This is a genomic window from Rhodococcus sp. SORGH_AS_0301 (assembly GCF_030818285.1).
Taxonomy (GTDB): Bacteria; Actinomycetota; Actinomycetes; order Mycobacteriales; family Mycobacteriaceae; genus Rhodococcoides.
On sequence record NZ_JAUTAC010000002.1, the window covers coordinates 1,527,523 to 1,554,013 of the forward strand.

Sequence of the window (26,491 nt, forward strand, 5' to 3'; positions counted from 1 at the left end):
AGACCTCCCTGCTCGGCGGGCTGCTCGCGCGCGGCGTCGTCGCCGAGGAGCTGTTCGAGGATCCGCCCGGTCTCACCCCGCACCCCCGCGAGGCGCATCTCGTGGAGAAGGCCGTCGACAAGCGCAAGCGCGAGTTCACCTCGGCGCGGCACTGCGCCCGGCTCGCGATGGGCCGGCTCGGACTCGAGCCCGGTCCGATCCTGCGCGGCGAGATGGGATCGCCGGTGTGGCCGGGCGGCGTCGTCGGCTCGCTCACGCACTGCGACGGCTATCGCGCCGCCGCCGTGGGCTACGCGTTGCTGGTCCGCTCGGTGGGCATCGACGCGGAACCGCACGAACCGCTGCCGGACGGCGTGCTGAAAGCCGTGAGCATCGAGGCCGAGCGTGAGGTCCTGGCCACGCGCACCGACGACGAGGTGCAGTGGGACAAGCTGCTGTTCTGCGCGAAGGAGGCGACGTACAAGGCCTGGTACCCGCTGACCGGGCGGTGGCTCGGATTCGAGGACGCGCACATCACCTTCGAGCGCGATGCCGACTCGGCGGGACGCTCGACCATCACCGGTACCTTCCGCTCCCGGCTGCTGGTCCCCGGCGACACCACCAGCGGCGCACCGCTCACCTCCCTCGACGGACGCTGGGCCGTCTCCGACGGCCTCGTCGTCACTGCAATCACGGTCTTCTGACGGCCGGCCTCCGGCCTTCCCGCTTTATGGACGGCCGGCCTCCGGCCTTCCCGCGATCTTCTGACAGACTTCTCCCTCGTGCCAGCTCACCCCAAACCCCCCACAGGACTCGACGGCGCCGGACTTCTGGTGGTGGACAAGAGTGGCGGAGTCACCAGCCACGACGTCGTCTCCGCCTGTCGCAAGGCCTTGAAGACGCGCCGCATCGGACACGCCGGCACGCTCGATCCCATGGCGACGGGGGTGCTGGTGCTCGGTGTCGAGCGAGCGACCAAGATGCTGGGTCTGCTGTCGCTGACCACCAAGGAGTACACCGCGACCGTCCGCCTCGGAGCCGCCACCACCACCGACGACGCCGAGGGCGAGACGGTGTCGACGGCAGACGCGAGTGCGGTGACGGACTCCGGGATCGACGAGGCCGTCGCCGCGCTGACCGGGAAGATCAGTCAGGTCCCGTCGAGTGTCAGCGCCATCAAGGTGGACGGCAAGCGCGCCCACGCTCTCGTTCGGGAGGGCGAGGACGTCGTGCTCGAACCGCGCACGGTCACCGTCTCCCGCTTCGACGTCCTGGAGCGTCGCCGGGGGAGCGACGTGATCGATCTGGACGTCCATGTCGAGTGCACGTCCGGGACCTACGTGCGGGCGCTCGCGCGAGACCTGGGTGCGTCCCTGGGCGTCGGCGGCCACCTGACCGCGTTGCGGCGCACCCGGGTCGGACCGTTCACGTTGGAGCACGCCCGCACTCTCGACGAGGTGCGGGACGACCCGCACGTGAGCCTCGACATCGACGCTGCCGCTCGCACGGCGTTCCCGCACCGGACGGTCACGTCGGACGAGGCCGAATCGTTGAGCCAGGGACGCTGGCTCGACCCGATCGGGATGCCCGGCATCTACGCGGCACTGGACGAGAACGGCCACACCATCGCCCTGGTGCAGGAACGCGGCAAGCGGGCCAGCACCGTGATGGTCGTGCGGCCGGCCACGCTGCGCCCCTGAGTTCGTCGGGGCGGTCCGGCGTCAGTCCGTGGTCATCCAGATCGCCTCGGCAGCAACATGACCCAGGTCGAGTACCGTGTCGGCCACCTGCACGGCCACGGTCCCGGCGAAGTCGCGGCGCTCGACCATCGTGATCGACAGGTCGAGGGTGATGCCGATGGAATCGAAGTACCGCAACATGTCCGGATCCGAGTCGGAGATGCGGGTGACGTGGCCCTTCTGGCCCGCGACGAAATCGCTGAGCGGTACCGCCGGCGGCGCGGGAATGGTGCCGTCGATGGTAGGGATGGGATCACCGTGCGGGTCGCGTGACGGCCGACCGAGTTTGGCGTCGATGCGCTCGACGAGCAGGTCCGACACCGCGTGTTCGAGCACCTCGGCCTCGTCGTGCACCTCGTCCCAGCCGTAGCCCATCTCCTCGACCAGCCAGGTCTCGATGAGCCGATGCCTGCGGACCATGCCGATGGCGGCGCGCCGCCCGGCCTCGGTGAGCGTGATGGACCCGTAGCGGGCGTGGTCGACGAGGCCCTGATCGGCGAGTTTGCGTACGGCCTCGGAGACCGTGGACGGCGAGACGCACATCCGGGAGGCGAGCATCTTGGTGCTCACCGGCTCGTCGGAGTACTCGCTCGCGGTCCAGATGACCTTGAGGTAGTCCTGCGCGACGGTGGAGAGGGCAGGGGCTGGCACGCCGACAGCTTAGCCGTCGGTGCGCCGGACGTGACCGGTCGATCGTCGGCCCGTAGGCTCCTGGTCGTGGAGAGATGGCGAGGTCTCGACGATGTCCCGGCCGACTGGGGCAGATGTGTTCTGACGATCGGCGTGTTCGACGGCGTACACCGCGGCCACGCCCAATTGATCGACCGCGCCGTGACATCGGCGGCGGCACGCGGAGTGCCGAGTGTGCTCATGACCTTCGATCCGCATCCGATGGAAGTGGTGCGTCCGGGCAGTCACCCGGCCCAGCTGACCACCCTCACCCGGCGTGCCGAACTGGCCGAGGAACTGGGCATCGACGTCTTCTGCGTCATGCCTTTCACGCCGGAGTTCATGAAGCTCACCCCCGATCGCTACATCCACGACATCCTCGTCGAGCGGCTGCACGCCGCCGAGGTCGTGGTGGGGGAGAACTTCACGTTCGGCAAGAAGGCCGCCGGCAACGTCGATCTGCTCCGGTCCGCCGGCACGCGGTTCGGGTTCGCGGTCGACGGTGTCACTCTGCTGGCCGAGGAGTCGGTCACGTTCTCCTCCACCTACATTCGCGCCTGCGTCGACGCCGGTGACGTCGCGGCGGCCGCCGACGCGCTCGGTCGACCCCACCGAGTCGAGGGCGTGGTGGTGCACGGTGACGGCCGTGGCCGCACCATCGGCTACCCCACGGCCAACGTCAAGCCGCCCATGCACGCCGCCATCCCGGCGGACGGGGTGTACGCGTCGTGGTTCACGGTGCTCGGACCCGGACCGATCATGGGTACCGTGACTCCCGGAAAGCGTTGTCGCGCAGCGGTGTCGGTGGGGACCAATCCCACGTTCTCGGGGCGCACCCGCACGGTGGAGGCGTTCGTCCTGGACGGCGACGCCGATCTCTACGGGCAGCACGTCGCGGTGGACTTCGTCGAGCGTCTGCGCGGCATGGAGGCCTTCGCCTCGGTGGACGAGCTGATCGCGCAGATGGATCTCGACGTCGACCGTGCCCGCGACATCCTCGCCGCCCTGGACGCCTGAATGAAGAGGTGTCGTTCGGGCCTCGGCCACTGAGGTAGGATGGACGACTGTTGTTCGCTGCGGTCCGCGGCGGCTGCAACACCGCGCCCTCGGGTGCGGCACCATCCACGCGCGGACGGCACTGCATCAGGAGTTTCACTGTGGCTTTGACCACCGAACAGAAGAAGCAGATCCTCGGCGAGTACGGCGTCCACGAGACGGACACCGGATCGCCGGAAGCCCAGGTGGCGATGCTCACCAAGCGCATCCAGGATCTCACCGAGCACCTCAAGGTGCACAAGCACGATCACCACTCGCGTCGCGGCCTGCTGCTGCTCGTGGGTCGTCGTCGTCGTCTGCTCAAGTACGTGCAGAAGGTCGACGTCGCGCGGTACCGCTCGCTCATCGAGCGTCTGGGACTGCGTCGATAATTCCGTCATGGTTCACGCGATCGCGCCGGCGAGGCAGCCCACGGCTGTTCCTCGTCGGCCGTTCGTCGTGGACCGGTAGTGTCACAGCAGTACTCCCTCTCCGGGAGTGCACAGCACCACAGGTAGGCCGCCGACTCGGCGGTGAGCACCATCAGCCGTTCGTCCCCGACACACGTCGCGGTGTCGGTCTTCGGTAGTGGTCTCTCGGTTTCCGGACGCGCGGAGCGCGACCCGGCCCGGGGGACTTCGATCGTGGGCCGCCTCCGCTCGCACGTCGACTCGGGGACGCCGCACCGGACCACCGGGTTCGAGTGCGCGCCCGGGTGGGCACGGCGAAGACGAGAGGACGAGAAGACTTCCATGTCAGAGACCACCACGAACACCGCAGCGGCCACCGAGGTCGACGAGGGCGTGTTCGAGACCACCGCCGTCATCGACAACGGGTCGTACGGCACCCGCACCATCCGCTTCGAGACCGGCCGGCTGGCCAAGCAGGCCGCCGGCGCCGTCGTCGCATACCTGGACGACGAGACCATGCTGCTCTCGGCCACCAGCGCCTCGAAGCACCCCAAGGACCACTTCGACTTCTTCCCGCTCACGGTGGACGTCGAGGAGCGGATGTACGCCGCCGGCCGCATCCCCGGATCGTTCTTCCGTCGTGAGGGACGCCCCAGCACCGACGCCATCCTGACCTGTCGCCTGATCGACCGGCCGCTGCGTCCGACGTTCGTCGACGGACTGCGCAACGAGATCCAGGTCGTCATCACCGTGATGAGCCTCGATCCGAAGGACCTGTACGACGTCGTGGCCATCAACGCCGCGTCGGCGTCCACCCAGCTCGCGGGCCTGCCGTTCTCCGGCCCCATCGGCGGCGTCCGTGTCGCCCTGATCGACAAGCAGTGGGTAGCGTTCCCCACCAACGAGCAGCTCGAGAAGGCCGTGTTCAACATGGTCGTCGCCGGCCGCGTCGTCTCGGGCACCGGTGCGGACGCCGACGTCGCGATCATGATGGTCGAGGCCGAGGCGACCGAGAAGGTCATCGCCCTCATCGAGGACGGCGCGCAGGCGCCCACCGAGGCCATCGTGGCCGAGGGCCTCGAAGCAGCGAAGCCGTTCATCGCATCGCTGTGCGAGGCGCAGAAGCAGCTCGCCACGGCGGCCGCCAAGCCCACCGGCGACTTCCCGCTCTTCCCCGCGTACCAGTCCGACGTGTTCGAGGCTGTCGAGGGTGCGGCTCAGATCCCGCTCAACGAGGCACTCACCATCGCCGGCAAGACCGAGCGCGAGAGCAAGCTCGACGAGGTCAAGAATCAGATCCTCACCAGCGTGGGCGACCGGTTCGAGGGCCGCGAGAAGGAGATCGGCGCAGCGTTCCGCTCGCTGACCAAGAAGCTCGTGCGTCAGCGCATCCTGCGGGACCAGTTCCGCATCGACGGCCGCGGCATCACGGACATCCGTGAGCTCTCCGCCGAGGTCGCCGTCATCCCGCGCGCCCACGGCAGCGCGTTGTTCGAGCGTGGCGAGACCCAGATCCTGGGCGTCACCACCCTCGACATGGTCAAGATGGCCCAGCAGATCGACTCGCTCGGACCCGAGACCAGCAAGCGCTACATGCACCACTACAACTTCCCGCCGTACTCCACCGGCGAGACCGGACGCGTCGGATCGCCGAAGCGTCGCGAGATCGGCCACGGAGCCCTCGCGGAGCGCGCGCTGCTCCCCGTGCTCCCCAGCCAGGAGGAGTTCCCCTACGCCATCCGTCAGGTCTCGGAGGCGCTCAGCTCCAACGGATCCACGTCGATGGGCTCGGTCTGTGCGTCGACGCTGGGCATGCTCAACGCCGGTGTGCCGCTGAAGGCACCGGTCGCCGGCATCGCCATGGGTCTGGTCTCCGACCAGGTCGACGGTGAGACCCGCTACGTCGCCCTCACCGACATTCTCGGTGCGGAGGACGCGTTCGGCGACATGGACTTCAAGGTCGCCGGCACCCGCGAGTTCGTCACCGCCCTGCAGCTGGACACGAAGCTCGACGGCATCCCGTCGCAGGTTCTGGCCGGTGCGCTGTCGCAGGCCAAGGACGCGCGCGTCACGATCCTCGACGTCATGGCCGAGGCCATCGACGCGCCGGACGAGATGAGCCCGTACGCACCGCGTGTCACCGCGATCAAGGTCCCCGTGGACAAGATCGGCGAGGTCATCGGGCCCAAGGGCAAGATGATCAACTCGATCACCGAGCAGACCGGCGCCAACATCTCGATCGAGGATGACGGCACCGTCTACGTCGGTGCTGCGGACGGCCCGTCCGCACAGGCCGCGATCGACATGATCAACGCCATCGCGAACCCGCAGCTGCCCAAGGTCGGCGAGCGGTTCCTCGGAACCGTCGTCAAGACCACGGCATTCGGCGCGTTCGTCTCGCTGCTCCCCGGTCGTGACGGCCTGGTGCACATCTCCAAGCTGGGCAGCGGCAAGCGCATCAACAAGGTCGAGGACGTCGTCAGCGTCGGATCGAAGCTCCGCGTGGAGATCGCCGACATCGACAACCGCGGCAAGATCAGCCTCGTCCCGGTCGAGGACGACGCGGCAGCCGCCGCGCCGGCCGACGATCAGGTCGCCACCTCCGACGAGGTCAGCGCTGAGTAAGAAGTACACGAACGCGGCGGCGCGGTCTGCGGAGCTCTCGGGCTCCCGGCCGCGCCGCCGTGTGCGTACACCCGAACCGTCCGGCGTCCGCCGCACGGTGTTGCCGGGCGGCGTCCGCGTCGTCACGGAGTTCGTTCCCGGCGTGCGGTCCGCCTCGGTCGGCGTCTGGGTCGCCGTCGGTTCGCGCGACGAGGGCCGGACCGTCGCCGGTGCCGCGCACTTCCTCGAGCACCTGCTGTTCAAGGCCACCCCCACCCGTACGGCTCTGGACATCGCGCAGGTGATGGACGGAGTCGGCGGCGAGCTCAACGCGTTCACGTCCAAGGAGCACACGTGCTTCTACGCGCACGTGCTCGACGAGGACCTGCACCTCGGACTCGACCTGGTGGCGGACGTGGTGCTCCGCGGTCGCTGCCGCGCCGAGGACGTCGATGTCGAACGCCAGGTGGTGCTCGAGGAGATCTCGATGCGCGACGACGACCCCGAGGACCTGCTCGGTGACGCCTTCCTCACCGCGCTGTTCGGTGACCACCCCATCGGTCGTCCCGTCATCGGATCGGTGGAGTCCATCGAGTCCATGACGCGGAATCAGCTGCACTCGTTCCACACTCGGCGCTACACCCCGCCGCGCATGGTGGTGGCGGTCGCCGGCAACGTCGACCACGACGACGTGGTGGCGGGGGTCCGTCGCAGTTTCGCCGACCGGATCGCCGGTGCCGCCGAACCGGCACCGCGGCGTGGGGGAGCGGGCCGCATCACCGCGCGCCCGGCCCTGAGCCTGACGACGCGGGACAGTGAACAGGCGCACCTGTGCCTGGGCGTGCGGGCGTTCGGACGCCACGAGGGTCATCGGTGGGCGTTGTCGGTTCTGAACACCGCCATCGGTGGAGGGCTCAGTTCGCGCCTGTTCCAAGAGATCCGGGAGGAGCGCGGTCTCGCGTACTCGGTGTACTCCTCGGTGGACACGTTCTCCGACACGGGTGCGTTCTCGGTGTACGCCGGATGCCAGCCCGAGAATCTCGGCGAGGTCACCTCGGTGATCCGCGACGTGCTCGCGTCGGTGGCCACCGACGGCATCACGGACGCGGAGTGCGCTCGCGCGAAGGGGAGCATGCGCGGGGGACTGGTTCTCGGACTAGAGGATTCCGGATCGAGAATGAACCGGATCGGTCGCAGCGAGCTCAACTACGGCGACCACAGGTCGGTGGAGGAGACGCTCGCGCGCATCGATCAGGTGACCAACGACGAGGTCCGCGACGTCGCCCGGACCCTGCTGGCGCGGCCCATGGCGGCCGCCGTGGTCGGGCCGTTCTCGAAGGTGACGAAGCTCCCGGCCTCGGTACGCGGAGCCGTGGCCGGGAGCTGAGGCGTCTCAGGCCAGGTGAACGGTGGCCATGGCCTTGTGGCCGAGGATGCGCTTGCCCTTGTAGCGGGCGTCGATGGAGACCACCGCAGTCCGGGTCGCCTCGTCCTTCGACTTCACCGTGCCGTCGATGACGATCTCCGACTTGGACACCGGGTCGACCATGACGGGGCTGGTGAAGCGCACGGTGCAGTCCTTCAGGGCACCCGGGTCGCCGAGCCACTCGGACACGAAGCCGGTGCCGAGGCCCATGGTGAGCATGCCGTGGGCGACGACGGTGTCGAGCTCGAGCAGCGACGCGAAGTGGTCGCTCCAGTGCACGGGGTTGTTGTCGCCGACCACGCCCGCGTAGTTCACGAGATCGCCGCGCGAGAGCAGCACCGTCCTGGTGGGCAGTGCGTCGCCGACCGCCACGTCCTCGAAGCGCCGACGGGCATGGCCGGTGTGCGGGACGACGACGGGCGGGGCGTAGACCGTCTCGAGGTCGTCACCGCCGGGATTGACGTCGGCCACCTCGTCGGAGGTGGACAGGGTGAACATGCCGTTCATGACCATGCCGCGCGCGACGTCCGCGATGCTGTCGTCGCCGTCGTCGGCGCGCCCGATGAGCAGTGTGGTGTACGTGATCTGCGCCAGCTCGTTGCGCTGGTTGGTGATGACGGTCTTGGTCACCATCATGTCGCGGCCGACGACCGTGCGGAAGGAGTCGAGCGAGACGTCGCACGTGAGCCGGTCGCCCGCCAGGATCGGCGCGAAGTACTCGGCATGCTGGTCGGTCTGCAGCATCCGGCTGAGGTCGTATCCGGTGGCGATGCGCTCGAGCAGCTTCTGCTGGGCGATGATGCCGACCAGCGAGAAGAACGTGGGCGGCGCCATCAGTGCCGGATAGCCGACCTCGAGTGCGCCCTCCTCGGTCCAGTGGACCGGATGGAAGTCGCGGACGGCCTTCGCGTACTCCCGCACCTTCTCGCGGCCGACCTCGTAGTAGTCGTCGGCGCGGTAGTGGTAGCCCACCATGTCCAGCGCATGCTGCGCCGGGTCGAACGTGGTGTCGCTCGCGACGGCGTCGGTGGCCAGGATCTCGGCAGTCATGACGGCAACCTATCCCCGGCGACGAGCGCTGTGCAGTGCCAACGGAGTTCTCCGGGCTGATCACAGAAAAGCGACTTCGAGATTGTTATACGCACCCAATGCTGATCGGCATGCGGAGAATCAGGCCCCGAGGCTCTTCCTCATCCTGGTGAACGATCGGGCGTTGTTCATCGCCAGGACGGCGACGACGTCGTCCGCTCGCTCGTACACGGCGACGAACGAGCCGGCCTCCGGGTCGCCCTCGACCACGCGCACCGAATCGGTCGACTGGCGACGGCCGGCGAACTGGATGCGAGAGCCGTACTGGTCCGACCAGAAGTACGGAACACCGGACGGCGCGGGCTGCGCCCCCACGATCGACCGCGCCACTCGCCGAGCCTGGGTGACCGCGTGCGACCAGTGTTCGCTGCGATGGTGGTCCTGCAGCACCTCGTCGAACGCGCGAGCGCAGTCCCCGATCGCGTAGACGCCCGGAACGGTGGTGCGGCACTGCGCGTCGGTGACGAAACCGCCGTCGATGGCGAGACCGGACGCTGCCGCCCACTCCGTGTTGGGGATCGATCCGATTCCGATCACCACGACGTCGGCGGGCAGTACCGTCCCGTCCCCGAGCAGGACGGAGGTGACGGCCCCGTCGCGGCCCTCGAGAGAGTCGACGGCGGCGCCGAGCAGGAGGGTCACGCCGTTCGCACGATGCAGATCGACGCAGACCTCGGCCATCGTCAGGCCGAGCGGGCCGGACAGGGGAGCGGTGGACGCCTCGACGATGGTGACGGAGATGCCGAGGCCGGCGGCCGTGGACGCCACCTCGGATCCGATGAATCCCGCGCCGATCACCACCATGGTGGTCGCCGTGGCCAGCGACGAGCGCAGTGCGGCGGCGTCGTCCAACGTGCGCAGCGTGTGAACGCCGCGGAGGTCGTCGGCGCCCAGCAGGGTCCGTGCGCGCGCGCCGGTCGCGATGACGACGACGTCGGCACTCACCTCCCGCCCGTCCGCGAGCTCCACGCTCCGCCCGGTCATGCCGACAGCCGGTGTCCCGAGCACCCAGTCGACGTCGAGCGCATCGGGTTCGGGAACGAGCCACGGGTCGGGAGCCGATCCCTGCAGGAAGGCCTTGGAGAGGGGCGGGCGATCGTACGGCAGGTGGGGCTCGTCGCCGACGACGGTGACGCGACCCGTGAACCCGTCCTCGCGGAGAGCGGTCGCGACGGTCGAGCCCGCGAGCGACGCCCCGACGACCAGGACGGAGTTCACCGTCTCGACGTCGGGCCTGTCGGGGGTCGTCACGAGCCGGGGAGGTCGAGCACGACCGCGCCGTCGACGACGTGCACCGCATAGGTTCGAACGGGAGTCTTCGCCGGTGTGCCCGAGGGCGCGCCGGTCCGCAGATCGAAGCACGACTCGTGGAGCGGGCACTCGACCGCGCAGTTCTCCACCCATCCGTCGGCGAGCGAGGCGTCCTGGTGTGTGCACGTGTCGTCGATCGCGAAGAGGCCCTCCTCGGTGTGGAAGACGGAGATCGCGGTGTGACCCGGCGGGGTGACGGTGGCGACCTCGCCGACGGGGAGGGCCGATGCGGAGCAGACGGCGACGCGATGAACGGTGTCCGGCATGATGCCTCCCGCAAGTGTGACGGTGTTGCGTCGATCGCAACTATGATCGATCTGCGCAACAGGATGCACCAGGACGATCCACCACGTCAATCGCTGCACCGGTGTGTCGAACCACAGCGTGCCGGGTTGACAGCCCGGCCCGAGGCGTCGAGTCTGTGTTGCGTAAACCACCCATCGTTGCGCTGATCGCAACAGGTCCCAGGGGGGCGCTCGTGGCACCTCGTATCGTCGTCATCGGCGCCGGCATCGTCGGGACCTCCCTGGCGGACGAACTGACCGCCCGTGGGTGGACTGACGTCACCGTGCTCGACCAGGGGCCGCTGTTCTCCACCGGCGGATCCACGTCGCACGCCCCCGGACTGGTGTTCCAGACGAATCCCTCGCGCTCCATGGCCCACTTCGCGGCCTACACGGCCGACAAGTTCCGCGCACTCACGCACGACGACGGGCCGTGCTTCGACACGCTCGGCGGCCTCGAGATCGCGACGACCGAGGCTCGGTGGACTGATCTGCAACGCAAGGCCGGGTGGGCGCGCTCGTGGGGTATCGAGGGACGGCTCGTCGACGCCGCGGCCGCAGCGGCTCTGCACCCGCTCGTGGACCCGGACGTCGTGCTCGGCGCGTTCCACACTCCGAGCGACGGTCTCGCCCGGGCGGTGCGGGCCGCCGAGATGCAGGCGCGTGCGGCGCAGGCCCGCGGGGCGGTGTTCCGGGGGGACAGTCCGGTGACCGAGATCCTCCAGGCGAGTGGACGTGTGACGGGAGTGCGGACCCCGCACGGCGACGTGCCGGCGGATATCGTCGTGTCGGCCGCGGGCTTCTGGGGTGCCGAGCTCGGGCGCACGGTGGGCCTCACGGTTCCCCTGGTCCCGATGGCGCACCAGTACGCCTACACCGGACAGATCGAGGCGCTGGTCGGCCGGAACACCGGTGCGACGGACGCGAGTCTGCCGATCCTTCGTCACCAGGACGGCGACCTCTACTACCGGGAGCACGGGGATCGTCTCGGTATCGGCTACTACGGCCACGACCCGATGCCCGCGGACATGGGCGCGCTGTCGTGGGACGCGGACGGTGACGCGTCGTCCGTGGCGCCCCCACCGATGCCGTCGATGCTGCCGTTCACCGAGGACGATTTCGCGCCGGCCTGGCGTGAGTCCGCGAGAGTGCTTCCGGCGCTGCGGGAGTCGAAGGTCGAATCCGGATTCAACGGCATCTTCTCCTTCACTCCCGACGGTCACTCGATCGTCGGGGAGCACCGGGATCTGGCCGGCTTCTGGGTGGCGGAGGCGGTGTGGGTGACGCACTCCGCCGGTATCGCGCGCGCTCTCGCCCAGACCCTGATCGACGGCGCCTCGGAGATCGACCTCCACGAGTCCGATCTGTATCGCTTCGAATCGGTCGAGCGCAGTCCCGCCTTCATCGCCGCGACCAGCGCGCAGGCGTTCGTGGAGGTGTACGACATCGTGCACCCCCGCCAGCAGCGCACGGCGCTGCGAGGACTGCGGCGCAGCCCGTTCCACGCCGCGGAGGTCGCGCTGGACGCCCGCTTCGTCCAGGGCGGAGGCTGGGAGCGCCCCGCCTGGTACGAGAGCAACGCGGGCGAACTCGCGGCGCTCCTCGAGACCGGGTTCCACCTTCCGGTCCGCGACGAGTGGTCCGCGCGTCACTTCTCCGACATCGCCGTGGCCGAGGCCGCGGTGACGAGGAGCCGGGTCGCGATGTACGACATGACACCGCTCACCCGGTACGACGTGGAAGGACCCGGCGCAGCCCACTTCCTGCAGCACCTCACCACCAACGACGTGGACACCGCGATCGGCCGTGTCACCTACACGCTGATGCTCGACGAGAGAGGCGGGATCCGCAGCGACCTCACGGTCGCGCGACTCGGCGCCGATCACTATCGCGTCGGAGCGAACGGTCCACTCGACCTCGATGCGATGCTGCGCCGCACCAGGGCGGGAACGCCCGACGGTCCGGTGACGGTGCGGGACGTCACCGGAGCGACGTGTTGTGTCGGAGTGTGGGGTCCCCGTGCCCGCGCGATGGTGGCACCGCTGGCCGACGCGGATTTGGGACACAAGGCCTTCGGCTACTTCCGCGCCGTGCGGACGTACGTCGGTGCGATTCCCGTGATCATGATGCGGGTGTCGTACGTCGGCGAACTCGGGTGGGAGATCTACACCGACGCCGAGTACGGCGGCGCCCTGTGGGACCTGTTGTGGGAGGCCGGGTCCGACCACGGGGTGATCGCTGCCGGTCGGCTCGCGTTCGACAGCCTGCGACTCGAGAAGGGGTACCGCGCGTGGGGGCACGACATGACCTCCGAGGACACCCCGGCCGACGCGGGCGTCGAGTTCGCCGTCAAGGACGCCACGGACTTCGTCGGTCGGTCGGCCCTGGCCGCTCGGCCCGCGACGCGACGGCTGCGGACCCTCGTGTTCGACGACCCGGACGCCGTGGTGCTCGGGAAGGAGCCGGTCTCTCTCGACGGCACGGTCGTCGGGTACGTCACGAGCGCGGGATGGTCGGCGACCCTCGGGCGGTGCGTCGCGTACGCCTGGCTTCCGCTGGACACTCCACTCGGCACCGCGGTGTCGGTGACCTACTTCGCCGCCGCACTGGGTGCGACGGTGTCCGACGACGCGGTCGTCGATCCCGCCGGACAGCTGATCAGGAGATGAACCACGTGAGCTACGACGTCATCGTCATCGGACTCGGCGGCATGGGCAGCGCCGCCGCCTTCCATCTGGCCGACCGCGGACAGCGGGTGCTGGGACTCGAGAAGTTCACCCCCGCCCACGACAAGGGATCGAGCCACGGCGGATCGCGGATCATCCGGCAGTCCTACTTCGAGGACCCGGCCTACGTCCCGCTCCTCCTGCGGTCCTACGAACTGTGGGACGAACTGAGGAGCATGTCCGGGAAGGAGGTGCATCGGATCACCGGAGGACTGTTCCTCGGGCGCGAGAGCTCGGTGACGTTCTCGGGCTCGCTGCTGGCGTCACGGCAATGGTCGCTGCCGCACGAGATCCTGGACGCCGCGCAGGTGCGCGAGGCGTTCCCCACCTTCGATCCCGACCCCGACGAGGTGGCACTGTTCGAGGCCGCCGCGGGTTTCGCGAGGCCTGAACTCACCGTTCAGGCCCATCTGGACCTCGCCGAGAACCGCGGTGCGACATTGCAGTTCGGTGAGACGGTGCTCGGCTGGGAGGAGTCGGGGGACGGCGTCACCGTCACCACCGACAAGGGGACCCACACGGCGGGCCAGGTGGTGATCTGCCCCGGTGCCTGGGCGCCGCAGTTGCTCGAGCAGTTCGCGGTACCGATCGTCGTCGAGCGCCAGGTACTGCACTGGTTCGGCGCGAGCGCCGGTACCGCAGCGTACGAGAACAACCCGATCTTCATCCACGAGGCCGCGGACGGTATGCAGGACTACGGTTTCCCGGCGATCGACGGTCCCGACGGCGGCGTCAAGGTGGCCCTTCTTCCGCAAGGGCATCGAGTGCACGCCGGACACCATCGACCGTACGGTGCACCCGCACGAGATCGAGGCGATGCAGACCCGGGTGCGGCAGACGGTGCCCGGCCTCGACGGGCCGAGCGTGCACTCCGCGACGTGCATGTACTCCAACACTCCGGACGAGCACTTCGTCATCGCGCGGCACCCCGACGCCACCAACGTCACCGTCGCGTGCGGGTTCTCCGGCCACGGTTTCAAGTTCGTGCCCGTCGTCGGTGAGATCCTGGCCGACCTCGCGACCACCGGGACGACCGCGCACCCCATCACCCTCTTCGATCCCCGCCGATTGGTGACCGTATGACAAGCGCCGCGCCCCGCACTCAGTCGTTGATCCCCACTCTCCCCGGATCCTGGTACACCAGCGCGGAGACGTTTCTGGCCGAGCAGGAGCACGTGTTCGAGACGATGTGGTTCTGCGCCGTCCGCAGTGCCGATCTCGCGGCACCCGGCGCCTTCCGCCGCGTCGACGTGGGCCGCGAGAGCGTGCTGGTGGTGCGCGGGCGTGACGGGGTCCTGCGCGCGTTCCTCAACGTGTGCCGCCACCGCGGCGCACAGATCTGCACGGAGGAGTCGGGCCAGGTCAAGCGTAATCTGCAGTGTCCGTACCACGCCTGGACGTACGGGCTGGACGGGAAGCTCGTGGCCGCTCCCAATCTGTCCGCGTTGTCGGACGGGTCCGGTGCCCCGCTCGACCGTACGGAGTGGGGTCTGATCCCCGTCGCGCTCCGGGAGTGGCTCGGCTACGCGTGGCTGTGCCTTGCGGACGAGCCGCCGTCCTTCGAGGACGAGGTGATCGGCGCGGTCACCGAGCGGCTCGGCGACCCGACGGCCATCGACCGGTACGACATGCCGTCTCTCGAACTCGGTCGCCGCGAGGTCTACGACGTGGCGGCCAACTGGAAGCTGATCGTCGAGAACTTCATGGAGTGTTATCACTGCGCCACGATCCACCCGGAGCTGACCGAGGTCCTCCCCGAGTTCGCGGACGGGCTCGCGGCCCAGTACTTCGTCGGCCACGGTGCGGAGTTCGGCGCGGAGATCGACGGATTCACCGTGGACGGGTCCGCGGGGTTCGGCGCCCTGCCGACGCTCTCGGAGGATCAGGACCGGCGGTACTACGCCATCACGATCAAGCCGACCGTCTTCGTCAACCTGGTTCCCGACCACGTGATCCTGCACCGCATGTACCCGGTGTCCGCGGACCGCACCGTCGTCGAGTGCGACTGGCTGTACACGCGGGACGTCGTCGAGTCCGGCCGCGACGTCAGCCGATCGGTCGAGTTGTTCCATCGCGTCAACGTGCAGGATTTCGACGCATGTGAGCGAACCCAACCGGCGATGAGCTCACGGGCATACCGTGACGGTGGCGTTCTGGTGCCGGCCGAGCATCACATCGGGCTCTTCCACGACTGGCTGGCGGAACGCCTGCGGGAGGACGGGCGCCTGCAGGGGTGACCGATCGGTGAAAGGGTGGGGCAGTGAATCAACAGACCGAGCACGACGTCGATCCGACACTGTTCGAGCGCGTTCTCCTCATCGGGGGTGAGTGGGTCCCTGCCACCTCGGGGGAGACCCGAGACTGCATCGACCCCGCGACCGGTCGCGTCCTGGTGTCGGTCGACGAGGCCTCGCCGGACGACGCCCGCGCCGCCGTCGCCGCGGCCCGTGCCACCTTCGATCGCGGCGACTGGCCCGCAACCCCGGTCGCGGAACGCTGTGCGGTGCTCGACCGCGTGGCGGATCTCCTGCAGCGCGACAAGGAGCGACTGTCGGTCATCGAGACCCTCGACACCGGGAAGACGTTGGCGGAGAGCCGCATCGACATCGACGACGTCACCTCGGTGTTTCGGTACTACGCTCAGCTCGCCGCCGTCTCGAGCGATCGTCTCGTCGACGTGGGTGATCCTGCGGTCATCTCGCGCGTGGTGCACGAGCCGATCGGTGTCTGCGTGATGATCGCGCCCTGGAACTACCCTCTGCTGCAGATCTCGTGGAAGATCGCGCCTGCGCTGGCTGCCGGCTGCACGATGGTGCTCAAGCCGAGCGAGGTCACCCCGCTGAGCACCATCGCGTTCACCCACCTGCTGGAGGAAGCGGGGGTGCCGGACGGTGTCGTCAATCTGGTGCAGGGCAGCGGCGCGACCATCGGGCCGGCGCTCACGGACAATCCGGACGTCGACTTCGTGTCGTTCACCGGTGGACTGGCGACCGGCAGTGCGATCCTCGCGAGTGCCGCGCCGCACGTGACCAAGGTGGCGGTGGAACTCGGGGGCAAGAATCCGCACATCGTGTTCGCGGACGCCGCCGACGAGGACACGTTCGACGCCTCCGTCGACCAGGTGCTCACCGGCGTCTTCCTGCACTCCGGCCAGGTGTGTTCGGCCGGAACACGTCTCATCGTCGAGGACTCGGTGGCGGATCGGTTCGTCGACGAGATCGTGCGCCGCGCCGAAGCCATCCGGATGGGACCGGGAACGGATCCGTCCAGCGAGACGGGGCCACTGGTCTCCACGACACAGCGCGACAAGATGGAGGCGTTCGTCGAGACCGCCCTCGCGGAGGGTGCAGTTCTGCGCACGGGCGGCCGCGCACCGTCCGATCCGGCTCTGGCGGACGGAAGTTACTTCCTGCCCACGGTGTTCGACCACTGCTCTCGTGAGATGGACATCGTGCAGCTCGAGACTTTCGGGCCCATACTGACCGTCGAACGGTTCACCACCGAGGAAGAGGCACTGCGACTGGGCAACGACACGGACTACGGTCTCGCGGCCGGTGTGCGCACCACCGATCCCGAACGCGGCGAACGCATGGTGCGCGGGCTGCGACACGGAACCGTGTGGCTCAACGACTTCGGGTACTACACGGCCGCGGCCGAGTGGGGCGGTTTCAAGAAGTCGGGCAACGGGCGCGAACTCGGGCCCGCGGGACTCCACGAGTACCAGGAGACCAAGCACATCTGGAACAACACCGCAGCACCTCGGGCGGAGTGGTTCGGCACCACCAGCTAGTTTCTTCCATTCTCACGTGAGCGAGGCGACATGGTGTCTTCCACTTCCGACGTCGAGGACGGCGGTCTCGGCGATTTCGGATACAAGGAATCTCTCGACCGCAGTCTGGGCAAGTTCGCGAGTTTCGCGGCCGGCGTCAGCTACATCTCGATCCTGACCGGCACGTTCCAGCTGTTCTACTTCGGATTCGGGTCCGCGGGCCCGGCTTATCTGTGGTCCTGGCCCATCGTCTTCGTCGGGCAGATGGCCGTAGCGCTGTGTTTCATGGAACTCGCGGCCAAGTATCCGGTGGCGGGCTCGGTCTACAACTGGGCGAAGCTGCTCGGCAGCCGCATCGTCGGATGGTCGTCGGGGTGGCTCATGCTCACCGCGTCGATCGTCACGTTGTCGGCGGTGGTGCTCGCCCTGCAGGTGAACCTGCCTCGGTTATGGTCCGGCTTCCAGCTCATCGGGGACGGCACGGGGGAGTACGACTACGCCACCAATGCCGTCGTTCTCGGCACCATCATGATCGCGTTCACGACTCTGGTGAACGCCGCGGGCATCCGGTTGATGGCGCGGATCAACAGTGCCGGCGTCTTCATCGAACTCGTCGCGGCCGTGCTCATCGCCGTGATCCTGGCGTTCAACATTCAGCGCGGCCCGGAGATCTTCTTCTCCACCAACGGGTACGGAACCGAGGAGAGTGCCGGGTACCTGGGCGCGTTCCTCGTGGCGTCGCTGGCGTCGGGCTACGTGATGTACGGCTTCGACACGGCGAGCTCGCTCGGTGAGGAGACCGTCGAACCGCGGCGTACCGCCCCCAAGGCGATCCTGCGGGCCATCCTCGCGTCGTTCGTCATCGGCGGCGCCATCCTCGTGTTCGCCGTCATGGCTGCGCCGGATCTGAACGATCCCGAGCTGGGCACGCCGCAGGGTGGACTGCAGTCCATCGTCACCTCGGTGCTGTCCGGACCCCTGGGAACGGTGTTCCTGATCTGCATCCTGGTGGCCGTCACGGTGTGCTCGCTCGCGGTGCACACGGCGGCGATCCGCCTCACCTTCGCGATGGCGCGCGACAACGCGCTGCCGTTCGGCGAGCGGCTGGCCACCGTGCATCCGAAGTACCAGACGCCCGTGGTGCCCGCCGTCGTGATCGGTCTGCTCTCGATCCTGATCCTGGTGATCAACGTGGGGCAGCCCAAGATCTTCACTGTGCTCACGTCGATCGCGATCATCATGATCTACCTGGCGTATCTGATGGTCACAGGACCGCTCTTGAAGAAGCGACTGAAGGGCGAATGGCCGCCGAAGGACCTGAAGGAGGGTGGCTACTTCACGATGGGTCGCTGGGGTCTGCCCGTCAACATCTTTGCGGTCGTGTGGGGCGCCGGCATGGCGCTGAATCTGGCGTGGCCGCGCGAAGCCGTCTACGGGACACCCTGGTACAACACCTGGGGTGCGTTCGTCTACATCGGTGTCATCCTCGGGCTCGGGTATCTGTGGTATTTCACCGTCGGTCGCGGACACATCGGTACGTTGACGTCACACGCAGCGACCACCACAACGGGTACGGCGGAAGGCGAGAAGGTATGACGGACGCGATCTTCGACTACGTCATCGCGGGCGGCGGAACAGCGGGATGTGTTCTCGCCGCACGCCTCAGCGAGGATCCCACCGTGACCGTGTGTCTGGTCGAGGCGGGACCCACGGACGTCGGGAACGACGACATCCTGGTGCTCGACCGGTGGATGCATCTGCTCGACTCCGGCTACGACTGGGACTATCCCGTCGAGCCGCAGGAACGCGGCAACAGCTTCATGCGCCACGCGCGGGCGAAGGTGTTGGGCGGCTGCTCGTCTCACAACTCGTGCATCGCGTTCCATCCACCGGCCGGGATCCTGGACGACTGGGAGGCCATGGGCGCCACGGGCTGGAACGCCGAGTCGATCCTCCCGTACGTCTCGCGCGTCACCGGACCGGTGACGCTGCGGGACGTTCCGCCACTCGATCCGTGTGGTGCCGCCGTCCTCGAGTCCGCGGCCGGCGTGGGACTGCCGACCGTGCAGTTCAATCGCGGTGAGACGGTGCTCAACGGGGCCGGCTGGTTCCAGATCAACTCGTCCGACGACGGGTTGCGCATGTCCACCTCGCACGCGTACCTGCATCCGATCATGGCGACGCGCCCCAATCTCGAGGTCCGCACGGGCTGCTGGGTCAGCGAGATCGTCATCGACGACTCGCTCACGGCCACCGGAGTGCGGTATCAGCGTCCTGATCTGACGGGGCACGACGTCGTCTCCGCACGCCGTGAGGTCATTGTCACCGCGGGTGCGATCGACACTCCGAAACTGTTGATGCTGTCGGGAATCGGGCCCTCGGTGCACCTGCGCGAGATGGGGATTCCGGTGCGTGTCGACTCGGCGGGCGTCGGCGCGAACCTCGACGACCACGTCGAGGGCCTGGTGTTCTGGGAGGCGTCGAAGCCGATGGTCACCACGTCGTCGCAGTGGTGGGAGATCGGCCTGTTCGCCACGACCGAGGACGATCTGACGTATCCGGACGTGATGATGCACTACGGCAGCGTGCCGTTCGACATGAACACCCTGCGCTGGGGCTACCCCACCACGGACAACGGCTTCTGCCTGACTCCCAATGTGACACAGGGCCGTTCACGCGGAACCGTCCGACTGCGCTCACGCGATTTCCGTGATCGCGCCAAGGTCGACCCGCGGTACTTCACCGACAGCGAGGGGCACGACGACCGCGTGATGCTCGCGGGTCTCAAGCTCGCTCGACGCATCGCCGACCAGCCGCAGCTGAAGGACTGGATCGCCCGCGAGTTGGCGCCGGGGCCGGACGCCGTCACCGACGACGATCTCCTCGACTACGTGCATCGCACTCACAACACCGTGTATCACCCGGCCGGCACCGCGAAGATGGGTGCCGCGTCGGATCCGATGGCGGTGCTCGATCCCGAATTGCGCGTCAAGGGCGTGCACAATCTGCGGGTGGTCGATGCGTCGGCGATGCCGAAGCTGCCGGCGGTGAACCCGAACATCACGGTGATGACGATGGCGGAACGGTGTGCCGACCTCGTCACCGGCTGACACGCTCGCAGAATTCCTCGCCGGTCACTCTCCGTTCGACTCGCTGACCAGAAGCGATCTCGCCGATCTGGCGGCGACGGCGTCCACCGCCGAGTACGCGGCGGGCGACGTCGTGGTCGGACCGGGTGTCGACGACATCGACGCGGTGTGGGTGGTGTGGTCCGGCAGCGTCGACCTGCTGCACCCCGACGACGTCGACGGCGCCGCGCCGCTCGACACGATCGAGCCGGGTGGGTTGTTCGGCTTCTCGGCCATGCTCGTCGGTCTGCGCAGGACCTTCACGGCGACGGCGGCGCGGCCGTCGGTCGTCGTGCGCCTGCCGGGTCCGTCCGCGCGACCGGTGTTCGCGAGCCCCGCGGGCGTGACGTACCTGGCTCGCACGATCGCGCAGTCTTTCGGCGGCCGGTCCATCGCCTCACCGAGTCCCGACGGCGCCGGTCTGTCGTCGGCGCCCGGCGGCACCGCGGCCGCCCTCGTGCGTCGTGCGGCGGCGACCGTGGACGCCGACACCTCGATCCGCGACGCAGTCTGCCTGATGACGGAGCGCGGGTCGTCGTGCGTGGTGATCCCGACGACGCGGGGCCGGTACGGCATCTTCACCGATCGAGACCTGCGGACGCGGGTGGTCGCCGCCGGTGTGCCGGTGGACACGCGGATCGGATCCGTCATGACAGCGCCGGCGGCCGTGGTGGACGCGGACCGGACGCCCACCGGCGTCCTGTTCGAGATGCTCGAGCTCGGCGTGCAACACATGCCGGTCGTCGATGTCCGGGGCGGTCTGGTCGGTGTCCTCGAGAGCGCCGATCTGCTGGCCAACTCGACCACCCGCAGCTTCTCGTTGCGTCGGCACGTCGAGGCAGCCGTGTCCACCGACGCGTTGATCGGGGTGAGTGCGGGTCTGCGTCCGCTGATCGTCGACCTGTGGCGCACCGGGACCACCGCGGGGGCCGCGTCCGGGATCCTGTCCGTGGTGGTGGACGCCCTCGTCCGTCGTGCCGTGGAGCTGGCGATCGCGGCATCGCCGACCCCGCTGCGCGGCCGAGATCTCGCGTGGTTGTCGCTGGGAAGCGTCGGACGACGGGAGGCGATGCCGTCGTCCGACGTCGACAGCGCGTTGTCGTGGAGCGACGGCCTCGCCGGCCGAGAGGAGGCGCTCCGCGGCCTTGCCCGCGCCGTGCACCGCACGCTCGACGCCTGTGGACTGCCCGCCGACACCAACAACGCGATCGCGTCCAGCCCCCGCTTCGCCCGATCGGCCTCCGCGTGGCGCGCCGCCGCGAGCGGCTGGCTCGACGACCCCCTGGGCGATCGCGGCATCGTCATGTCCTCGCTCCTGGTCGACGGCCGGGTGGTGTGGGGCGATCCCGATCTCCACTCGGTTCCGGACGCGTACCGCGAGATGGCCGTCGAGCATCCCGAGGCGCTGCGGCTCCAGCTCCGCGATGCGCTGGCCACCCGAGCACGGGTGCGGTCGGTGCGGGACGTGCTCGCGCGGCGCGGTACGACGGTGGATCTCAAGTCGCACGCGGTGTCGCCGATCGTGAACCTGGCGCGGTGGGGCGGTATGAGTGTCGGCGTCGCCTGCGCGTCGACACCCGCCCGGCTGACCGCGGCGGCGGGCAACGGATTGCTGTCGGAACCGGACTCACGCGTGCTCGTCGACGTGTTCGAGCGGCTGCAGCACCTGCGTTTCGGCCATCAGGTGGACTGCCTGAGCGACGGGCGCACCCCGACGGACGTCGTGGCCCTCGGTGAGCTGACACCCCTCGAGCGCAGCATGGTGATGGACGCGATCCGGGAGATCGCGTCGGTCCAGCGCAGGGTGGGCCACGTGGCGTCCACCGTCGGTGTCCCCGTGCCCCGCGCGGTGCGCGACCGCTGACACCCGGTGCCGGATAGAATCGGACACCATCATGGCTTCTTCCGAGATCTCCGTGTCCGACACGTCCGGCACCGACGACGGCGACGACGCGGGCAGAGCGGTGACGCGCGGTACCGCGGTGCAGTCGGTCGACCGCGCTCTCGAGGTCCTCGAGATCGTCGCTCGACTCGGGACGGCCGGTGTCACGGCCATCGCCGACGAACTCGGGGTGCACAAGTCCACCGTCTCGCGGCTGCTGGGGGTGTTGGACGCCCGCGGCTTCGTGGAGCAGGTGGGTGAACGGGGCAAGTACCGGCTGGGGTTCACCATCGTCCGCCTCGCCGGGTCCGCGACGGCCGAACGCGACCTCGCGAAGGCAGCGCAGGGCATCTGCGACATGTTGGCCGAGAAGGTGGGGGAGACCACCAACCTCGCGGTGCTCGACGAGGACCGCGCCGTGAACATCGTCAAGGCTCGGTCCGAGTCCGAGGTCGCGCTGCGTACGTGGGTGGGCCAGGGCAGCCCGGTCCACGCCACGTCGAGCGGGAAGATTCTCCTCAGCGGACTGTCGCGGGACGAGGTACGTCGGCGCCTCCCGTCCCGGTTGGACTCCTTCACGGAGACCACGGTGACCTCGTCGACCGCGCTGGAGCAGGAGCTCGAGGCGGTGCGCTCGCGGGGCTGGGCCTCAGTGCGTGAGGAACTCGAGATCGGTCTGAACGCGGTGTCCGCGCCCGTGCGTGACCACACCGGGGACGTCGTGGCTGCGCTCAGCGTCTCGGGTCCGGCCTACCGGCTCGAACCGGACGACTTCGCGTCCGTCGCGGCGGACGCGATGAGTGCGGCCCTCGAGATCAGCCGCAAGCTGGGATACGGCGGCGACTGACACCGTGACTTCTCACAGTCTCGGGGGTGAGTGTTACGAATGGAAACATACTTCAGGTATGGTTATGGAGTCCTTGACCTGATCGCCGATAGTTTCCTCGGCAGTTGGCGGTGTTGCGGTATGACCGGTCTCCACCCGCGCGGCGTGCTCGACGCACCGCCGTCGTCGGCGCTCCGGAGCGGTGTCGTCGCGGCGATCGACGCGGTGGCGCGGCGGAACCCGTCGAGTCTCGCGCTGGTCTCACCCGCCGACTCGATCACCTACGGCGAGCTCGCCGTGGCCGCCAGAAACCGCGGAGCCGCGCTGCGCCGTGCCCACTCCCGCGACCGCGTCCCGCTCGCCGTACTCGCCGACGGCTCGGTCGACGCGGTCACCTCCGTCCTGGCCGTCCTCGCCTCCGGGCATCCCCTGTTCGCCGTCGACGCCGAACTTCCCGACGTGCTCCGCGCGCACGCCTGCGCGGCCGTCGGTGCCGTACCGGCCGCGTCGGTGACGTTCGATGCTCGTCTCGACGCCGTCGTGGATCACGAGGGTGTCTGGTGGGAGTCGCCCGCCTGGGATCAGGGTCTCACCGAAGCCGGCCGGCCCACCGCACTCGACGCCTGGCGGCCCGCCCTCGTCGCGCTCGGTCCGGGCACGACCGGACGCGTCACCGTCACGCACGAGGAGTTGGCCGCGTCGGTGTCCGATCTCGCCGTCCGTGCGGGTCTCGCGCCGGGCACTCTCTTCGACCTGTCCCACCCGTCGGCCTCGGTCGCGGGTCTCGTCGGACTTCTGGCCGGTCTGGTCACCGGCTGCACCGTCAGCGCGCCCGGACGGGGATTTCCCGCGGCGGTGTGACGCCCGGGCCTCCGGTGCGATGCACGTCCGCGTCCGTCGGGGCACACTGTGGCGGTGACCGACGCCGCAGATCAGCCTGCACACCCGACCGTCGAGCACTCTCGGCTCGCCGAATCGCCCGGAGCACAGAGCGCCTGGCGTACCTGGGGCCCGTATCTCGCGGGCCGTCAGTGGGGCACCGTGCGCGAGGACTACTCCGAGGACGGCAACGCCTGGGAGTCCTTCCCCTTCGACCACGCCCGCTCGCGCGCCTACCGATGGGGCGAGGACGGCCTCGGGGGCATCTGCGACCGCTTCGGCTTCCTCAATTTCTCGGTGGCCCTGTGGAACCGGCGCGATCCGATCCTCAAGGAGCGGCTGTTCGGACTCACCAACGGTGAGGGCAATCACGGCGAGGACGCCAAGGAGTACTGGTGGGCGCTCGACGGAACGCCCACCCACAGCTGGATGACGTGGCTCTACCGCTACCCGCAGGCCGAGTACCCCTACGAGGGGCTGCGTGAGGCGAGCCGCGCGCGCACACGCATGGACCGCGAGTTCGAACTGGCCGACACCGGGGTGCTGGACGAGAACCGGTTCTTCGACGTGGTCGTCACCTACGCCAAGGCGTCGCCGGACGACGTGTGCATCGTCGTCGACGTCACCAATCACGGGCCCGAGGCCGCATCGGTCGACGTGGTGCCGCATCTGTGGTTGCGCAACACGTGGTCCTGGGGGCGCGACGATCGCACCGCCTCCATCGTCGACGTCACGGCGGACGCGCTTCCCGGTGACATGGCCGTGGTGCGTGCGGAGCACGGTTTTCTCGGCCGGTACCACCTCGCCGCTCAGGGTGATGCGCGAGTGCTGTTCTGCGACAACGAGACCAATGCGGTGGAGCTGTTCGGCGCCGCGGAGAACCTCTCGGCCTGGACGAAGGACGGCATCGGGCGGCGCATCGTCGAGGGCGACGAGTCGGCCGTCAATCCGGACGGCACGGGGACGAAGAGTGCGTTCTGGTACTCGCTCGACGACGTGGCGCCCGGCGAGACCCGCAGCATCCGTCTCCGGTTGAGCACCACGGTGCCGGACTCGTTCACGTTCGGCCCCGGCTTCGACGCGGTCCTCGCCGACCGACGGTACGAGGCGGACCAGTTCTACGACCACGTCATCGGCCCGGATCTGTCCGCGGCCGACCGCCACGTCGCACGGCGCGCCTACGCCGGCCTGCTGTGGTGCAAACAACTCTACCGCTACGACGTACGCGAGTGGGCGCAGGGTGATCCGGTGGGAGCGTCGGCGCCGCAGTCGCGACTCGACGCGACCGCCCGCAACCACGCCTGGTCGCACTTCTCGCTCGCGGACGTCGTCTCCATGCCGGACGAGTGGGAGTACCCGTGGTTCGCCGCCTGGGATCTCGCCTTCCACACCATCCCGCTGGCGCACGTCGACCCGGACTTCGCCAAGGAACAGCTCGTACTCATGTGTCGCGAGTGGGCGATGCACCCCAACGGTCAACTGCCCGCGTACGAGTGGGAGTTCGGAGACGTCAACCCGCCGGTCCACGCGTGGGCGGTGTGGCAGGTGTACCGCATCGACGGACACCGCGACCGTGAGTTCCTGGTCCGGGTGTTCACCAAGCTGTTGTTGAACTTCTCGTGGTGGGTCAACCGCAAGGACGCGGGCGGCTCCAACATCTTCGAGGGCGGCTTCCTCGGGATGGACAACATCGGGATGTTCAACCGCTCGGAGCCACTGCCTCCCGGTTTCCGACTCGAGCAGTCCGACGCGACCAGTTGGATGGCGTTCTACTGCCAGCAGATGTTCAAGATCGCGATCGAACTGGCACGCCACGACTCCGCCTGGGACGACGTCGCGACGAAGTTCTTCGCGCATTTCCTGTCCATCGCGGAGGCCGTGGGATCCTTCGGGTCGGCGCAGATGTCGCTGTGGCACGAGGAGGACGGATTCTTCTACGACGTCCTCGCCCCACCGCACGGTGACGCGGTGCCGCTGCGGGTGCGCTCGATGGTGGGCCTCCTGCCGATCCTGGGGGCCACCGAGATCCCGTCATGGGTGCCGAAGGAGTGTCCGGACCTGACGTCTCGCTTGCGGTGGTTGCAGCACCGGAGACCGGATCTGGTGTCCCCGATGATGTCGCGCAACGACAACGGGACCTGGCGCATGCTCCTCGCCCTCGTGGATCCCGATCGGCTGCGGCGCATCCTCGAGCGCATGTTCGACAGCGACGAGTTCCTGTCGTCCTTCGGTATCCGGTCGCTGTCCGCGTCCTACCGCGACGGCGTCACGATGGAGGTCGAGGGCCGATCACTGTCCATCGAGTACGAGCCGGGGGAGTCCCGCACGTCGATGTTCGGCGGGAACTCGAACTGGCGCGGCCCGGTGTGGTTCCCCGTCAACGTGCTGCTCGCCGACAAGCTCCGCGCCTACGGTCGCTACTTCGGCGACACGTTCACCATCGAGATCCCCACCGGGTCCGGCGTGCAGCACACCCTGGTCGAGGCCGCCGAGATCATCGAGAACGGCCTCGCGGACCTGTTCCGCGTGCGCGGATCCGGTCGGCCGTCGGACGGCGATCGCATCGAGTCCTCGGACGATCCGCTGTGGTCGGAACATCCGACCTTCAGCGAGTACTTCGACGGGGACACCGGAGAGGGGCTCGGCGCCAGCCATCAGACCGGATGGACGGCGCTGGTCGCGCATCTTCTCAATCCCAGAGTGCCGCAACCGCCGACGCCGCCGGGTTAACGTGG

Annotated in this window: 19 protein-coding genes and 1 pseudogene; 16 read left to right on the forward strand and 4 right to left on the reverse strand. The window is 68.6% G+C overall.

Annotated features, from left to right (window positions below):
• Positions 1-8 precede the first annotated feature (8 nt).
• Together QE397_RS07855 and truB are read left to right on the forward strand one after the other, a co-directional pair.
• Positions 9-683 (forward strand): 4'-phosphopantetheinyl transferase, encoded by a 675-nt coding sequence (locus QE397_RS07855; protein ID WP_307097427.1) that lies wholly within the window; start codon positions 9-11, stop codon positions 681-683.
• Between the two features lie 78 nt (positions 684-761).
• A complete protein-coding gene (gene truB, locus QE397_RS07860) occupies positions 762-1,679 on the forward strand; it encodes a tRNA pseudouridine(55) synthase TruB (protein WP_222649191.1) in 918 nt (305 codons plus the stop codon).
• 21 nt (positions 1,680-1,700) lie between these two features.
• On the opposite strand, the gene QE397_RS07865 is transcribed toward truB, so the two are convergent.
• A complete protein-coding gene (locus QE397_RS07865; RefSeq protein WP_027505084.1) occupies positions 1,701-2,369 on the reverse strand; it encodes a metal-dependent transcriptional regulator in 669 nt (222 codons plus the stop codon).
• 66 nt (positions 2,370-2,435) lie between these two features.
• Here QE397_RS07865 and QE397_RS07870 point away from each other — a divergent pair, with 66 nt between their 5' ends.
• From QE397_RS07870 to QE397_RS07885, 4 genes are all read left to right on the forward strand, one after another.
• Positions 2,436-3,404 carry a bifunctional riboflavin kinase/FAD synthetase gene (locus tag QE397_RS07870; protein ID WP_222630856.1) on the forward strand — a complete coding sequence of 323 codons (969 nt, stop codon included), beginning with the start codon at positions 2,436-2,438 and terminating at the stop codon, positions 3,402-3,404.
• 140 nt (positions 3,405-3,544) lie between these two features.
• Positions 3,545-3,814 (forward strand): 30S ribosomal protein S15, encoded by a 270-nt coding sequence (gene rpsO, locus QE397_RS07875; protein ID WP_027505086.1) that lies wholly within the window; start codon positions 3,545-3,547, stop codon positions 3,812-3,814.
• A 360-nt stretch (positions 3,815-4,174) separates the two neighbouring features.
• Positions 4,175-6,457, forward strand: coding sequence for a polyribonucleotide nucleotidyltransferase (locus QE397_RS07880; RefSeq protein WP_056445309.1), 2,283 nt, complete (start codon positions 4,175-4,177; stop codon positions 6,455-6,457).
• Between the two features lie 61 nt (positions 6,458-6,518).
• Complete coding sequence (locus tag QE397_RS07885) at positions 6,519-7,823, forward strand: pitrilysin family protein (RefSeq protein ID WP_051613192.1); 1,305 nt, start codon at positions 6,519-6,521, stop codon at positions 7,821-7,823.
• 6 nt (positions 7,824-7,829) lie between these two features.
• On the opposite strand, the gene QE397_RS07890 is transcribed toward QE397_RS07885, so the two are convergent.
• From QE397_RS07890 to QE397_RS07900, 3 genes are all read right to left on the reverse strand, one after another.
• Positions 7,830-8,912 (reverse strand): fused (3R)-hydroxyacyl-ACP dehydratase subunits HadA/HadB, encoded by a 1,083-nt coding sequence (locus QE397_RS07890; protein ID WP_056444959.1) that lies wholly within the window; start codon positions 8,910-8,912, stop codon positions 7,830-7,832.
• Positions 8,913-9,032: 120 nt separating this feature from the next.
• Positions 9,033-10,202, reverse strand: coding sequence for an NAD(P)/FAD-dependent oxidoreductase (locus QE397_RS07895; protein WP_307092707.1), 1,170 nt, complete (start codon positions 10,200-10,202; stop codon positions 9,033-9,035).
• Positions 10,199-10,528 (reverse strand): bifunctional 3-phenylpropionate/cinnamic acid dioxygenase ferredoxin subunit, encoded by a 330-nt coding sequence (locus QE397_RS07900; RefSeq protein WP_027505091.1) that lies wholly within the window; start codon positions 10,526-10,528, stop codon positions 10,199-10,201. Before QE397_RS07900 ends, QE397_RS07895 begins: the two co-directional genes overlap by 4 nt.
• A gap of 212 nt (positions 10,529-10,740) precedes the next feature.
• Between QE397_RS07900 and QE397_RS07905 the strand changes: the two genes are divergently transcribed.
• The 10 genes and pseudogenes from QE397_RS07905 to QE397_RS07950 all read left to right on the forward strand — a co-directional run bounded on the left by QE397_RS07905 (position 10,741) and on the right by QE397_RS07950 (position 26,486).
• The gene (locus QE397_RS07905; protein ID WP_307092710.1) at positions 10,741-13,215 is read left to right on the forward strand and encodes an FAD-dependent oxidoreductase; all 2,475 of its coding nucleotides are present in this window, start codon (positions 10,741-10,743) and stop codon (positions 13,213-13,215) included.
• A pseudogene (solA, locus tag QE397_RS07910) lies at positions 13,212-14,355 on the forward strand (N-methyl-L-tryptophan oxidase). The gene QE397_RS07905 and the pseudogene solA overlap by 4 nt, the downstream one beginning before the upstream one ends.
• A complete protein-coding gene (locus tag QE397_RS07915) occupies positions 14,352-15,509 on the forward strand; it encodes an aromatic ring-hydroxylating dioxygenase subunit alpha (protein WP_056444954.1) in 1,158 nt (385 codons plus the stop codon). The pseudogene solA and the gene QE397_RS07915 overlap by 4 nt, the downstream one beginning before the upstream one ends.
• Positions 15,510-15,532: 23 nt before the next feature.
• A complete protein-coding gene (locus QE397_RS07920) occupies positions 15,533-17,062 on the forward strand; it encodes an aldehyde dehydrogenase family protein (protein WP_051613194.1) in 1,530 nt (509 codons plus the stop codon).
• Between the two features lie 30 nt (positions 17,063-17,092).
• Positions 17,093-18,637, forward strand: a complete 1,545-nt coding sequence (locus tag QE397_RS07925; protein WP_307092713.1) for an APC family permease — start codon at positions 17,093-17,095, stop codon at positions 18,635-18,637.
• A complete protein-coding gene (locus QE397_RS07930) occupies positions 18,634-20,151 on the forward strand; it encodes a GMC family oxidoreductase (RefSeq protein ID WP_027505097.1) in 1,518 nt (505 codons plus the stop codon). The genes QE397_RS07925 and QE397_RS07930 overlap by 4 nt, the downstream gene beginning before the upstream one ends.
• Positions 20,129-22,033, forward strand: coding sequence for a DUF294 nucleotidyltransferase-like domain-containing protein (locus tag QE397_RS07935; RefSeq protein WP_307092717.1), 1,905 nt, complete (start codon positions 20,129-20,131; stop codon positions 22,031-22,033). Before QE397_RS07930 ends, QE397_RS07935 begins: the two co-directional genes overlap by 23 nt.
• A gap of 31 nt (positions 22,034-22,064) precedes the next feature.
• Positions 22,065-22,898: an IclR family transcriptional regulator gene (locus tag QE397_RS07940; RefSeq protein ID WP_037185313.1), complete on the forward strand. Its 834-nt coding sequence runs from the start codon at positions 22,065-22,067 to the stop codon at positions 22,896-22,898.
• A 120-nt stretch (positions 22,899-23,018) separates the two neighbouring features.
• Complete coding sequence (locus QE397_RS07945; protein WP_307092720.1) at positions 23,019-23,738, forward strand: AMP-binding protein; 720 nt, start codon at positions 23,019-23,021, stop codon at positions 23,736-23,738.
• A gap of 54 nt (positions 23,739-23,792) precedes the next feature.
• Positions 23,793-26,486, forward strand: a complete 2,694-nt coding sequence (locus QE397_RS07950; RefSeq protein WP_307092722.1) for a glucosidase — start codon at positions 23,793-23,795, stop codon at positions 26,484-26,486.
• Positions 26,487-26,491: the final 5 nt, after the last annotated feature.